Origin of the sequence: Serratia proteamaculans, assembly GCF_004684015.1 — a bacterium.
Lineage (GTDB): Bacteria > Pseudomonadota > Gammaproteobacteria > Enterobacterales > Enterobacteriaceae > Serratia > Serratia proteamaculans_F.
Genome location: NZ_SRIA01000001.1, coordinates 281,132 through 294,757, shown reverse-complemented (window position 1 = coordinate 294,757; position 13,626 = coordinate 281,132). Strand labels below are relative to the sequence as shown.

Here is a 13,626-nt window from a genome sequence, read left to right as displayed (position 1 = left end):
CATACTGAATATGACCAAACTCCTGGGCAAAACGGTCCACCTGCTGCCAGTCGGTATACTCCACTTCTTTACTGGTATCTGTTTCGCCCCCCGTCATACGCATAATAAGTTGAATCATGACTCGATCGAACCAGCGATAACGTGGATAGCGCAGCGCGCCGGCAAACACGACACACTGTTTTGGCTGCCAGGGAGAAGACAACAGGAACTTGCGGGTATAGGCGTTGGTCTGTGGCGAACGCTTGTCCGCCTTGCGGGCGGTCAGGTTAACGCTAAAAAACGCGCTCGGCATCTGGTTCAACTGCTCAGCATGGCGTTTAACAAACTTATCCAACGTCGGATGGAAATGGCCATAGCGTATTGAGGCACCAATCAGCACCTGCTGATACTGGCTGAGGTCGACATTATCCGCCTGTAGCAAATCGATCACATCGCAGCGCAGCGTATCCTGCAATTTGCTTGCTATATAAGAAGCAATAGAACGTGTTTGCCCATCACGGCTAGAATAAAGAATCAGTGCCTTCACGGCGTTACTCCTTCTATCAGGATCATTCACGCCAGAACGTCGGTGTGAACAGAACCAGCAGTGTAAAGACTTCAAGGCGCCCGAACAGCATCGTCAGAACCAGGATCCACTTCGCCGGTGCAGGCATAGTGGTGAAGTTATCCGCCACCACTCCCAGCCCAGGCCCAAGGTTGTTCAGCGTCGCCGTTACGGCAGCAAAGGCAGAAAAATCATCAACGCCGGTGGCGATAATCGCCAGCATGCTGACGATAAACACCAGCGCATATGCAGAGAAGAAACCCCATACCGCCTCCAGGATGCGTTCCGGCAGCGCGCGGTTACCCAATTTGATAGTGTAAACCGCATTAGGGTGCACCAGCCTTTTTAGCTCACGCGAGCCCTGTAAATACAGCAGCAGAATGCGGATCACCTTCAGGCCGCCACCGGTCGAGCCGGCACAGCCACCAATAAATGCAGAGCACAGCAACAACATCGGCAGGAATAACGGCCATTTGGCAATACTGTCGGTGGTAAAGCCGGCAGTTGTCGCCATAGATACCACCTGGAAAAACGCCTGATTGACCGTTTCCATTCCGGTTTTGTAGACACCATGTCCCCACAACACGGCAGTACACACCACCACCAGCGTCAACTGCACGGCAATGAACATGCGGAACTCAGGATCGCGCCAGTAAACCTTCAGGCTGCGGCCGCTCAGCAAGGCGAAGTGCAAGCCGTAGTTACAACCGGAGATCAGCAGGAAAATAGCAATGATGGTGTTGATGGTCGGACTGGCGTAATAACCGATGCTGGCATCATGGGTAGAGAAACCGCCAATAGCAATGGTCGAGAAGCTGTGGCCGATAGCGTCGAACACCGACATGCCGGCCCCCCAAAGTGCCAGCGCACAGGCAATGGTCAACAGGACATAAATCAGCCACAGGGTTTTGGCCGTTTCGGCAATGCGTGGCCGCATCTTGTTATCTTTCAGTGGACCAGGCATTTCTGCGCGATATAGCTGCATGCCACCGACACCGAGGATTGGCAGTATCGCAACCGCCAACACAATGATCCCCATCCCGCCCATCCATTGCAGCATCTGCCGATAGAACAAAATGGCTTTGGGTAGTGAGTCCAACCCCACCAGCGTCGTCGCCCCGGTAGTGGTTAAACCGGAAAACGATTCGAAAAAAGCATCAGTCAGCGAAAGATTAGGCCGTTCAGAGAATAAAAATGGCAATGCCCCGACGCTGCCCAGCACCGTCCAGAACAACACCACTATCAGAAAACCCTCTCGCGGCTTTAGCTCATGCTTTTGTTTGCGGTTAGGCCACCACAGCATCAGGCCAATAGTTACCGCTACAAAGAAGGTCTGGCTGAATGCCCGCCCTGCCCCATCGCGGTATATCAATGCCACCAGTCCAGGAATAAACATCGTCCCGGAGAACAGGATGACCAGCAAACCAACGATACGGGTTATAGCGCGAAAATGCATTTCAGCACGATCCTTAGCAATTCAATTGGGGGAATTATTGCGAAATGGGGGTCAATTGCAAATTACCGCGACTGAGATCACGTAATTTATTCCCGAAAGCTTCGACACCGGTGACCGGCAAAGTCAGGTGCAGCGTGACGGAAGCACCATATTCCCCCTGTACAATCCGCCCTTCAGTTTGCTGCAACAAATTCTCTACCAGCGCCAACTGAGCATAGTCACATTGCAAAGTATATTCGGCCTGCGGGATTTTGTAGCTCACAGCCAATTGCTTTAAAGCCTGCTGCACGCCACTGCCGTAGGCTCTCACCAAGCCGCCGGTGCCCAACTTGATACCGCCGTAGTAACGAACGACTACGGCGGTGATTTCACCGATGCCGCTGCCCATCAGCTGTGCAAGAATGGGTTTACCGGCCGTGCCGGAAGGTTCGCCGTCGTCGGAGAAGCCCAACTGTTGTGAGTCAGTCGGTGATCCTGCGACAAATGCCCAGCAATGGTGCCTGGCCGCCGGGTGTTCATCACGAACCTGCTGGATAAACGCCTTTGCCTCATCAACCCCGCTGGTCGGTGCCAGCAGGGTGATAAAACGACTCTTCTTTATTTCTTCACTGACACTGACGGGGCCTGCCGGGATCGGGTAAGGCTGCATCAGGCCAGATTCAGATCGCGCGTCATGTTCTCGATACGCTTTTCGTGGATCACGATATTGTCTTCAATACGGATACCACCATAAGGTTTCAGCGCATCGATGCGATCCCAGGCAAAGTGTTGACTGAATTCGCCGCTGCGCCATGGCGCCAACAGGGAATCAATGAAATACATGCCGGGTTCAATGGTTAACACCATGCCTGGTTGCAACACGCGGGTGCAGCGCAGGTACGGGTATTTGGACGGCGCAGCCAGATGGGTACCCAGTTCATCCTGCATAAAGCCGGCAGAGTCATGCACCTGTAAACCCAGAGGATGGCCCAGACCGTGTGGCAGGAATGGCGTGGTCAGCCCCTGCTCAACCATGGCTTCTTCACTGATGCCGGTCACCAGCTTGTGGCTCTTGAGCAATTTGGCGATACGTTGATGCATTTGCACATGGTAATCAGTGTAACGCACGCCGGCTTTGATGGTATCCATCAGTGCCAGTTGCTCACCGTTAAGATCTTTTATCAGGTGCGCGAAATCACTGCCGCTCTGACCAGCGTAGGTACGAGTCAGGTCGGCGGCGTAACCGTTATATTCGGCACCGGCGTCAAGCAGGAAGCTCAGTATTTCTGACGGTGGCTGTTGATCCAGCGTAGTGTAATGCAGCACCGACGCATGCTCATTGAGCGCAACAATGTTGTCATAAGGCACATCGGTGTCGCGATGACCCGTGGCGGTGAGGTAAGCCTGGTTGATATCAAACTCACTCATGCCGGACAGGAAAGCCTCATGAGCAGCATGGTGCCCCATAACCGCGGTTTTCTGTGCTTCGCGCATGCAAGCCAGCTCGTAGCCAGTTTTGATTGAGCGATGGAAATCGAGGTAATTCAGCACCGCTTTCGGGTTGACGTTTTCTGCCAGAATACCAAGATCGCGGGCACGTTGCTGCGCATAGCCGATATAACCCACACGCTCACGCTGGGCAGGAAGCTGCTGCGCGATATCATCAGCATTGGCCAACGGCATCAGTTCAACGGACTTGGTCCAGAAACTCTCCGGCAGTGGCTCAACGCTGTGCCAGTAATCGACCGGCGAATAGAACCACAGCTTCGGTTTGTTAACGCCATCCACCCACAGCCAGCAGTTGGGTACCGAGGTGACTGGCACCCAGGCCTTAAAGTGCGCGTTCACTTTGAACGGATAGCTACGGTCGTCCTGGAATATCCTTTGCAGCTCTCCTGAGTGAATCAGCAGCGCATCCAGTTTGTTGCGCGTTAACACTTCACGCGCCCGTTTTTGCAGTTCTGCCAGGTGGTCGTTATACAAAGAAGCCAGCGTTTCCATCACAATACCCTTATACATACCATTAGAACGGAATGAGTCATCTTAGCACAGCGTTCAGGCGTACCAACCCCATCAGCTCTGGCATGCGGGGCGGTTCGCAAATCCCTGTAAACCTCGTTACATCCGTAGCTTAACAATCCGTCAGGCAGCCAAGCCTGGCCACGCAAGAGTTACTGCCCACATCCCCAGTGTTTGGGCGGCACAGCCTCCAGAGCCTACATCACCATCGGTAAGCGTATGGGGCTTTCAAACGCCAGCAAACCACCGTAAAGCAAAAAATATAAATTCACTAAAAATCAATAAAATAACCAGAGGACATGTGATCAGACCAGCAAATATGCAATCTCTCATTTGCATATTGTTAACATAAAAACCACACTCCTCATCATCTGGTCATACCAGATCAAACGCTGATTCAGGAGATAGACATGCTCTACCAAGGCGAAACATTACAACTGCACTGGCTCGACAACGGCATCGCCGAGCTGGTGTTCAATGCCCCAGGCTCGGTAAACAAGCTCGATACCCGCACCGTTGCCAGCCTGGGCGAAGCGCTCGCGGTGCTGGAAAAGCAGACCGAGTTGAAAGGCCTGCTGCTGCGTTCTACCAAGGCCGCCTTTATTGTCGGTGCCGACATCACCGAATTCCTTTCGCTGTTTGCTGCCCCGGCTGAAAAGCTGCAGCAGTGGCTGAACTTCGCCAATGCGATCTTTAACCGGCTGGAAGATTTGCCGGTGCCGACCATTTCGGCCATCAACGGCTATGCGCTCGGCGGCGGCTGCGAATGTATTCTGGCGACCGACTTCCGCGTTGCGTCTCCGGATGCGCGTATTGGCCTGCCGGAAACCAAACTGGGTATTATGCCCGGCTTCGGCGGCTCGGTTCGCTTGCCACGCCTGTTGGGTAACGACAGCGCTCTGGAAATTATCGCCGCCGGTAAAGACGTCAGTGCCAAAGATGCACTGAAGGTCGGTCTGGTGGATGCAGTAGTTGCACCGGAGAAGTTGGTGGAAGCCGCACTGAAAATGCTGCAACAGGCGATTGAGGGCAAACTGGACTGGCGCGCCTATCGCCAGCCAAAGCTCGAGCCGTTAAAACTTAGCCCAATCGAAGCGGCCATGAGCTTCACCACCGCCAAAGGCATGGTGATGCAAACCGCCGGAAAACATTATCCGGCGCCAATGACCGCAGTCAAAACCATTGAGGCCGCAGCCAAGCTGGGCCGTGATGAAGCACTGAAACTGGAAACTGCCAGCTTTGTGCCATTGGCCCGTTCTAAAGAGGCCCGCGCGCTGGTCGGCATCTTCCTTAATGACCAGTTTGTGAAAGGTCAGGCGAAGAAGCTGGCAAAAGGTGTTGAAGCGCCGAAGCAGGCTGCCGTGTTGGGTGCCGGTATCATGGGTGGCGGTATCGCCTACCAGTCGGCGCTAAAAGGCGTGCCAGTTGTCATGAAAGACATCAGTGACAAATCCCTGACGCTCGGGATGAATGAAGCCGCCAAACTGCTGAACAAGCAGCTGGAACGCGGCAAGCTCGATGGCATGAAAATGGCCCAGGTGCTGTCGACCATTCAACCGACGCTGGATTACGCCGGTATCGAACGCGCTCAGGTGATCGTCGAAGCCGTGGTCGAGAATCCAAAGATCAAGGCGGCAGTACTGTCCGAAGTAGAAGGCCTGATCGGTGAAGACACCGTACTGGCGTCCAATACCTCGACCATTCCGATTAATCACCTGGCGAAATCGCTCAAACGCCCACAGAACTTCTGCGGCATGCACTTCTTTAACCCGGTACACCGCATGCCACTGGTGGAAATCATCCGCGGTGAGCAGACCAGCGACAGCACTATCGCCGCCGTGGTGGCCTATGCCAGCCGTATGGGTAAAACGCCGATTGTGGTTAACGACTGCCCAGGGTTCTTCGTCAACCGTGTGCTGTTCCCGTATTTTGCCGGTTTCAGCATGCTACTGCGCGACGGTGCGGACTTCCGCCAGATCGACAAAGTGATGGAAAAACAGTTTGGTTGGCCAATGGGTCCAGCTTATCTGCTCGACGTAGTGGGGATTGATACCGCGCACCACGCCCAGGCGGTGATGGCGACCGGTTTCCCTGAACGCATGAGCAAAGATTACCGCGATGCTATCGACGTGATGTTCGATAACCAGCGTTTTGGTCAGAAAAATCAGTTGGGCTTCTATCGTTACAGCCAGGACAACAAAGGCAAACCGCGTAAAGACAACGATGAGCAGACCGATGTGCTGCTGGCCGAAGTCAGCCAGCCGCGTCAGACCATCAGCGACGAAGAAATTATCGCCCGCATGATGATCCCGATGATTAACGAAGTGGTGCGCTGCCTGGAAGAAAACATTATTGCCAGCCCGGCCGAAGCCGATATGGCGCTGGTCTACGGCATCGGTTTCCCTCCGTTCCACGGCGGGGCGTTCCGTTACCTGGATACGCTTGGCACCGCCAATTATGTCGAACTGGCCCAGCGTTATGCGCATCTCGGCGCCCTGTATCAGGTACCTGCCGGCCTGCGCACCAAAGCCGAACATAATGAAAGCTACTACCCGGTGGCAGCCCCGCTGTCCGATGTCTCCACTGGCCAACCGGCATGAGGTCATAAAGATGGAAAACGTAGTTATTGTTGATGCCGTACGCACGCCGATGGGCCGCTCCAAGGGCGGCGCCTTCCGCCAGGTACGTGCTGAAGATCTTTCCGCTCACCTGATGCGTGCCGTACTGAGCCGTAATCCGTCGCTGGATGCCGCCGAAATTGACGACATTTACTGGGGTTGCGTGCAGCAAACTCTGGAACAGGGCTTTAACATTGCCCGTAACGCTTCGCTGCTGGCCGAGATCCCACACAGTGTCCCGGCGGTCACCGTCAACCGACTGTGCGGCTCATCCATGCAGGCGCTGCACGACGCCGCACGCGCCATTATGGTCGGCGATGCACACGTCAGCCTGATTGGTGGCGTAGAACATATGGGTCACGTACCGATGAATCACGGTGTGGATTTCCACCCGGGTCTGAGCCGCAGCGTGGCAAAAGCCGCCGGTATGATGGGTCTGACCGCCGAGATGCTGGCCAAGATGCACAATATCAGCCGCCAGATGCAGGATGAGTTCGCAGCACGCTCGCACCAACGTGCGCATGCCGCTACCCTGGCCGGCTATTTCAAGAATGAAATCATCCCAACCACCGGCCACGACGCCGACGGTGTGCTGACCCGTTATGACTTCGACGAAGTGATCCGCCCGGAAACCACCGTCGCCAGCCTGGCAGCGTTGCGCCCGGCCTTCGATCCGGTCAACGGCACCGTGACCGCCGGTACTTCTTCGGCATTGTCCGACGGTGCGTCTGCCATGCTGTTGATGAGTGAATCGCGCGCCAAAGCGCTTGGCCTGAAAGCCCGCGCCCGCATTCGTTCGATGGCGGTAGTCGGTTGCGACCCTTCCATCATGGGCTACGGACCGGTACCTGCCAGCAAGTTGGCGCTCAAACGTGCCGGACTGAACGTGCAGGACATCGACCTGTTTGAACTCAATGAAGCCTTTGCCGCCCAGTCACTGCCGTGCATCAAGGATCTGGGTCTGTTGGACAGCATCGACGACAAGATCAACCTGAACGGCGGCGCCATTGCCCTGGGTCACCCATTAGGCTGCTCGGGCTCACGTATCTCTACGACCCTGCTGAACAATATGGAACGCCGCGACGTACAGTTCGGTCTGGCGACCATGTGTATCGGTCTGGGTCAGGGGATTGCCACCGTTTTTGAACGCGTTTAGCTGTGTCTATTAGGGATGACTGCGTCAACACTTCAAACCGCAGCATCCCGCCAAGTTTAGTTGCCGTACTTCCCGCCTGTCAGGGGCGGGTTTTTTTATGCCTGAATTCTGCTGACGCCCCAATAAAAAGGGGCAGCCATTGGCCACCCCGTTTGCTACTGCTTCGCGCCTCAGATAAACGAGAAAGCATCGCCAAACATATGCGCTTCCAGCGCGCCACGTTCGGCACAGAAACGTTCGCGAGCGATTTTGGCCATCTCGAAACGGCCGGCAATATAAATGTCGTGCTCTGCCAGCGTGCCGAAATCTTGCAGCACCGCACTGAGCACCGTGCCACTACGGCCACGCCACTCTTCTTCCGGCTGTTCAACCACCGGAATGACTTTCAGATTAGGATGCTGCAACGACAGCGCTTCCAGCTCGCTCAAGTCATACAGGTGCTTCAGTTCGCGCCCGCCCCAGTAGATGGAAATATCGCGATCCGGCTGCTGCTCCAGCGCGGCCAACAGAATCGAGCGCGCGTAGGAAAAACCAGTGCCGCCAGCGATCAACACCAGCGGACGGCTGCCTTCTTCACGCAACCAGGCATCGCCGTGCGGGATATCAACGGTAATCGCCTGCTCTTTCAGAATGCGATCCATCACCGCCATGGCATACAGATTCAGCTCCGAAGCGCCAATATGCAGCTCAATGTAATCCTGGTCGGTCGGAATGGAAGCCAGTGAGAACGGGCGCTTGTCGCGCTCATCCATCACCACCATCAAATACTGTCCTGCCTTGAAAGAAAACGGTGCCTCAGGCACCAAACGTACCCGATAAACCGTATCGGTAATGGCCTCTACGGAGGTCACTTTACAGCTCAATATTGTCATGCGTTCCCTCTGTCGGGTCATCAATGCAAAACTGAGAACAAAGCCTGGCGCTAAAGCGTCGGTTCTCTGTCACTGAAAATTGCGAGCTCATCCCAGATTTCATCGACGCGCGCACGCACCTTTTCATCCATCTGAATCGGACGGCCCCATTCGCGCTGGGTTTCACCCGGCCATTTATTGGTGGCATCCAGCCCCATCTTCGATCCCAAACCGGAAACCGGTGAGGCGAAGTCCAAATAATCGATCGGCGTATTCTCCACCAAAACGGTATCCCTTGCCGGATCCATTCGGGTGGTAATCGCCCAAATCACATCATTCCAGTCGCGTGCGTTGACGTCATCGTCGCAGACGATAACAAACTTGGTGTACATAAACTGACGCAGGAACGACCAGACCCCCATCATTACGCGTTTGGCATGACCGGCATACTGTTTCTTGATAGTCACCACCGCCAGGCGATAGGAGCAACCTTCAGGCGGCAGATAGAAATCGACAATTTCCGGGAACTGCTTTTGCAAGATAGGAACGAAGACTTCATTGAGCGCCACGCCCAACACCGCTGGTTCATCCGGCGGACGACCGGTATAGGTCGAGTGATAGATAGCGTCACGACGCTGGGTGATGTGGGTGATGGTGAATACCGGGAAGTGGTCGATTTCGTTGTAGTAGCCGGTGTGATCGCCATACGGGCCTTCAGGCGCCATTTCACCCGGTTCGATATAGCCTTCCAACACGATTTCCGCGCTGGCGGGCACTTCCAGATCGCAGGAAATACACTTGACCACTTCGGTTTTGTTGCCGCGCAGCAGCCCGGCAAAGGCATATTCAGACAGGGTATCCGGCACCGGTGTTACCGCGCCGAGAATGGTGGCGGGATCTGCGCCCAGCGCAACCGCAACCGGGAAGCGCTCACCGGGATGCGCCTGGCACCATTCGAGGTAATCCAGCGCGCCACCGCGGTGCGACAACCAACGCATGATGACTTTATTCTTGCTCAGCACCTGCTGGCGATAAATGCCCAGGTTCTGTCGCTCTTTTTGCGGCCCGCGGGTCACGGTCAGGCCCCAGGTGATCAGCGGTGCGGCGTCTTCCGGCCAGCAATGCATCACCGGGATACGGCTGAGATCGACGTCATCACCCTGCCATACCTGCTCCTGACAAGGCGCTGAACCCAACACCTTGGTCGGCATGTTCAGCACTTGCTTGAACTTCGGCAGTTTATCGAACAGATCGCGAAAGCCCTTTGGCGGCTCCGGTTCTTTAAGGAACGCCAGCAACTTGCCGACCTCGCGCAACGAGCTGACATCCTCCTGGCCCATCCCCATCGCTACGCGACCGGGAGTACCGAACAGATTGCATAGCACCGGCATGTCGTACCCTTTCGGGTTTTCGAACAGCAGCGCCGGGCCGCCCGCACGTAAAGTACGATCGGCAATTTCTGTCATTTCCAGATAGGGATCAATCGGCTGGCTAATGCGTTTTAGTTCGCCTCTCTTTTCCAGCAACGAGAGGAAATCGCGTAAGTCACGGTATTTCATGCTGATCATTATAACGGCCAGTGAGAAGGGCATTATAGGCCCTCTTCACGGTTGTTGCTGCACTTTTGTTAAACACCGGTAAAGACCTCACCGGCACTCAGTGGCACGTGAACGGCACCAACGGGCGTAATGCCTGCGCATCCTGATACTCCTGGGTCTCTACGCCGTGGCGGAACACCTTGAAGCCCTGGTCTCGGGCACTGAAATAACGCAGATCATTGCCCTCAACGTGCAACAGACTGCCCTCTCGCAGCGCCACCACAGATTCGCTTGGATTAACCGCGCAGAACTCCGCCAGGCGCTCATCACGGGTTTCACCCATGTGGCCACTGATATGGGCATCAATGTAATGCGGGTTGATTTGCACCGGGAACAGGCTCAATGCCGGCAATACGACGCTGTTGCGTACCGGCATGTCATTGGTGGTACGAATGCTTGGTGTGGCAACGTTACAACCGGCGCTCCAGCCCACATAGGGAATGTTACGTTCGCGGACTGCTCGCTGGATCGGGACTATCAGGCCCTTCTCATGCAGCATCTGGTTCAGCATCCAGGTGTTGCCGCCGCTGACCAAAATGCATTGCGCCTGTTCAATCGCCGCAGCCGGAGACTCGGCATGGTGAATGCTGGTGACTTTTATACCCAGAGTTTGCGTCAGCTCCTGCGCACGCTGATCGTAATCACCGCGGATCATGGCATATGGGATAAAGACGGCGGACGTGATACCGCGGCGCGCTATCATCGCCAACAGGTGGCTCTTGGCATAGCCCAACAGTTCACTTTCACCGGACAGCTTGCCATTGCTCAACAGAAATAACTCCATTTCTCCCCCTCAATCGAAAACGATGAATACCATCACATCAGGCGACGGTGCCCCAAGGCATACTGCGACGGTAGCAAATTTTTAGCCCTTTGTTATACCCAAGCCGTGCGGATAAGTGTGTGACCCTTCGCTAATTGCCAGCAATTCATGCAGATAGCGGCTGTTACATGCTGAAACTTGCACCACTATGTATCCGTAATAGCTTTTGATATGCTTACTGGCTGACAGAAAGGCATGTGAAATTATGGAATCTTGGTATCTACTGTATTGCAAACGCGGCCAGCTTTTACGGGCACAGGAACATCTGGAGCGGCAGGAAGTTAACTGCCTGAGCCCAATCATTACGCTGGAAAAGATCGTGCGTGGTAAACGCATCGCGGTCAGCGAGCCTCTGTTCCCCAACTATCTGTTTGTGGAATTCGATCCGGAGCGCATCCATACCACCACCATCAGTGCAACGCGTGGTGTCAGCCACTTCGTACGCTTTGGTTCAACGCCGACCACTATCCCGCAGAAAGTGATCGAAGAGTTGCAGACTCATACCTGCGAGACCTACGTCGATCCAGAAACGCCACAACCCGGCGATAGCGTGTTGATCGTCGATGGGATGTTCGAAGGGCTGCAGGCGATATACACCGAGCCGGACGGCGAAGCGCGCTCAATGCTGCTGCTCAACCTGATCAACAAACAGGTCAGCCAAAGTGTGGACAACCGACAGTTCCAAAAGCTGTAATGTAAAAAAGGCGCCCAAGGCGCCTTTTTACTGGAGACTCACGCCTTAGCGCTGCATCGCATCGTCATGCATCCACTGAGCTACCCGCTTGGCGAAGTAGGTCAGCACGCCATCGGCACCGGCACGCTTGAAGCACATCAACGACTCCATCACCGCCGGCTGTTCCTGCAACCAACCGTTTTGAATCGCCGCCATGTGCATCGCATATTCGCCGGACACCTGATAGGCGAAGGTCGGCACACCGAAGGTGTCTTTCACCCGACGCACCACGTCCAGATACGGCATGCCCGGCTTCACCATCACCATATCCGCGCCTTCCTGCAGATCCTGTGCAATTTCCTGCAGCGCTTCGTCGCTGTTGGCAGGGTCCATCTGGTAGGTTTTCTTGTTGCCGCCTTTCAGATTGCCGCTGGAACCGAGTGCATCACGGAACGGGCCATAGTAACAAGACGCATATTTGGCTGAGTAAGCCATGATCTGAGTGTTAATCAGGCCTTGATGCTCCAGTTGATCGCGGATCGCACCGATACGGCCATCCATCATGTCACTTGGCGCCACGATTTCTGCACCGGCTTCAGCATGGGACAGTGCCTGACGCACCAAAATCTCTTTGGTGATGTCGTTAATGACATAACCTTGCTCGTCGATGATGCCATCCTGACCGTGGGTGGTGTAAGGATCCAGCGCCACATCGGTCAGAATACCCAATTCAGGCACCGCGTCTTTTAATGCACGTACCGTACGCTGTACCAGGCCGTCCGGGTTATAGGCTTCTTCTGCATGCAGTGATTTCAGGCCAGACTCAATGACCGGGAACAGGGAGATCACCGGCACGCCCAGCTTGGCAATGGCTTCCGCTTCTTTCACCAGCAGATCGATGCTCATGCGTGATACGCCAGGCATGGATGCCACGGCCTCCTGACGGTTGCTGCCTTCCATGACAAATACCGGGTAGATCAGGTCGTTAACCGTCAGTTGGTTCTCCGCCACCAGGCGACGACTGAAATCATGACGGCGCACGCGGCGCATACGGCGACCAGGGAAGGTGCCCGGAAATGCATAGCTCATAGTTTTCTCCTAACTCATTCCAGCCGGAATAGCCGGCGGGCGTTCTCATCGATTTTTTGCCCCAGCCATTCGGCTTCTTCTTGTCGCCAGGCGGCCACTTGCCGGACGATATGGGGCAAATAACAGGGTTCGTTGCGGCGAGATGCAGGTTTCGGATGTAGATCCCGGGGCAACAGATAGGGAGCGTCGGTTTCCAACAACAGACGGTCTGCCGGGATCTGCGGCAACATTGCACGCAATTCCAGGCCACGCCGTTCATCACAGACCCAACCGGTGATACCCACCGACAGACCCAACGACAAACAGCTTTCCAATTCTTCGGCGGTGCCGGTAAAACAGTGCACCACGGCCGCGGGCAGTTTACTCAACCAGGGTGCCAGCAGCGCAACAAAACGTGCGTGCGCTTCACGGCAGTGAAGAAAAACCGGCATCGCCAGCTCTGCCGCCAGCGCAAGTTGCGCGCTGAAGGCCGCCTCCTGCTGTTCCGGGGTAGAGAAATTACGGTTGAAATCCAGCCCGCATTCACCAATGGCCGCGACCTGCGGCCGGGACGCCAATAAGTGGATTTGCTCAGCAACCCGATCGTCCCAACAACTGGCATGGTGCGGATGCACACCGGCGGTGGACCAACAGTACCCGGCATGCTGTTGTGCCAGCTCATTGGCAGCAAGGCTTTCCTGCAGATCGGTGCCGGTTATCAGCAGCCCTGTTACGCCTGCGGCACGGGCGCGCTCCACCACTGCCGGGCGGTCTTTGGCAAACTGTGAACTGGTGAGATTAACGCCGATATCAAACATGATGTTCCCAAAGTAAAAGCCGC

12 protein-coding genes are annotated in these 13,626 nt (G+C 55.3%); 3 read left to right on the top strand and 9 right to left on the bottom strand.

Annotation, left to right across the window (positions count from 1 at the left end; all coding sequences use genetic code 11):
* The 4 genes from hemG to pepQ all read right to left on the bottom strand — a co-directional run.
* Nucleotides 1-526, bottom strand: a 526-nt coding sequence (gene hemG, locus E5C26_RS01360) for a menaquinone-dependent protoporphyrinogen IX dehydrogenase (protein ID WP_135314744.1), incomplete at its 3' end; no start/stop codon positions are given.
* A 22-nt stretch (nucleotides 527-548) separates the two neighbouring features.
* A complete protein-coding gene (gene trkH, locus E5C26_RS01355) occupies nucleotides 549-2,000 on the bottom strand; it encodes a Trk system potassium transporter TrkH (RefSeq protein WP_012004734.1) in 1,452 nt (483 codons plus the stop codon).
* A 34-nt stretch (nucleotides 2,001-2,034) separates the two neighbouring features.
* The gene (locus E5C26_RS01350) at nucleotides 2,035-2,649 is read right to left on the bottom strand and encodes an IMPACT family protein (RefSeq protein WP_135314743.1); all 615 of its coding nucleotides are present in this window, start codon (nucleotides 2,647-2,649) and stop codon (nucleotides 2,035-2,037) included.
* A complete protein-coding gene (pepQ, locus tag E5C26_RS01345) occupies nucleotides 2,649-3,980 on the bottom strand; it encodes a Xaa-Pro dipeptidase (protein ID WP_135314742.1) in 1,332 nt (443 codons plus the stop codon). Before pepQ ends, E5C26_RS01350 begins: the two co-directional genes overlap by 1 nt.
* 428 nt (nucleotides 3,981-4,408) lie before the next feature.
* On the opposite strand from pepQ, the gene fadB reads away from it, so the two are divergent.
* Nucleotides 4,409-6,598 carry a fatty acid oxidation complex subunit alpha FadB gene (gene fadB, locus E5C26_RS01340; RefSeq protein WP_135314741.1) on the top strand — a complete coding sequence of 730 codons (2,190 nt, stop codon included), beginning with the start codon at nucleotides 4,409-4,411 and terminating at the stop codon, nucleotides 6,596-6,598.
* 10 nt (nucleotides 6,599-6,608) lie between these two features.
* The gene (fadA, locus tag E5C26_RS01335) at nucleotides 6,609-7,772 is read left to right on the top strand and encodes an acetyl-CoA C-acyltransferase FadA (protein WP_135314740.1); all 1,164 of its coding nucleotides are present in this window, start codon (nucleotides 6,609-6,611) and stop codon (nucleotides 7,770-7,772) included.
* Between the two features lie 170 nt (nucleotides 7,773-7,942).
* Here fadA and fre read toward each other — a convergent pair whose 3' ends face one another.
* The 3 genes from fre to pepE form a co-directional block, all read right to left on the bottom strand.
* Entirely contained in the window at nucleotides 7,943-8,644 is a 702-nt protein-coding gene (gene fre, locus E5C26_RS01330; protein ID WP_135314739.1) for an NAD(P)H-flavin reductase, read from the bottom strand.
* A 50-nt stretch (nucleotides 8,645-8,694) separates the two neighbouring features.
* Nucleotides 8,695-10,191: a 4-hydroxy-3-polyprenylbenzoate decarboxylase gene (gene ubiD, locus E5C26_RS01325; protein WP_135314738.1), complete on the bottom strand. Its 1,497-nt coding sequence runs from the start codon at nucleotides 10,189-10,191 to the stop codon at nucleotides 8,695-8,697.
* A gap of 88 nt (nucleotides 10,192-10,279) precedes the next feature.
* On the bottom strand, nucleotides 10,280-11,005 hold the full coding sequence (pepE, locus tag E5C26_RS01320) for a dipeptidase PepE (RefSeq protein ID WP_135314737.1): 726 nt from the start codon (nucleotides 11,003-11,005) through the stop codon (nucleotides 10,280-10,282).
* Nucleotides 11,006-11,249: 244 nt separating this feature from the next.
* Between pepE and rfaH the strand changes: the two genes are divergently transcribed.
* On the top strand, nucleotides 11,250-11,738 hold the full coding sequence (rfaH, locus tag E5C26_RS01315) for a transcription/translation regulatory transformer protein RfaH (RefSeq protein ID WP_135314736.1): 489 nt from the start codon (nucleotides 11,250-11,252) through the stop codon (nucleotides 11,736-11,738).
* 45 nt (nucleotides 11,739-11,783) lie between these two features.
* On the opposite strand, the gene hemB is transcribed toward rfaH, so the two are convergent.
* Nucleotides 11,784-12,806: a porphobilinogen synthase gene (gene hemB, locus E5C26_RS01310; RefSeq protein WP_135314735.1), complete on the bottom strand. Its 1,023-nt coding sequence runs from the start codon at nucleotides 12,804-12,806 to the stop codon at nucleotides 11,784-11,786.
* Between the two features lie 14 nt (nucleotides 12,807-12,820).
* On the bottom strand, nucleotides 12,821-13,603 hold the full coding sequence (gene tatD / locus E5C26_RS01305; RefSeq protein WP_135314734.1) for a 3'-5' ssDNA/RNA exonuclease TatD: 783 nt from the start codon (nucleotides 13,601-13,603) through the stop codon (nucleotides 12,821-12,823).
* Nucleotides 13,604-13,626: the final 23 nt, after the last annotated feature.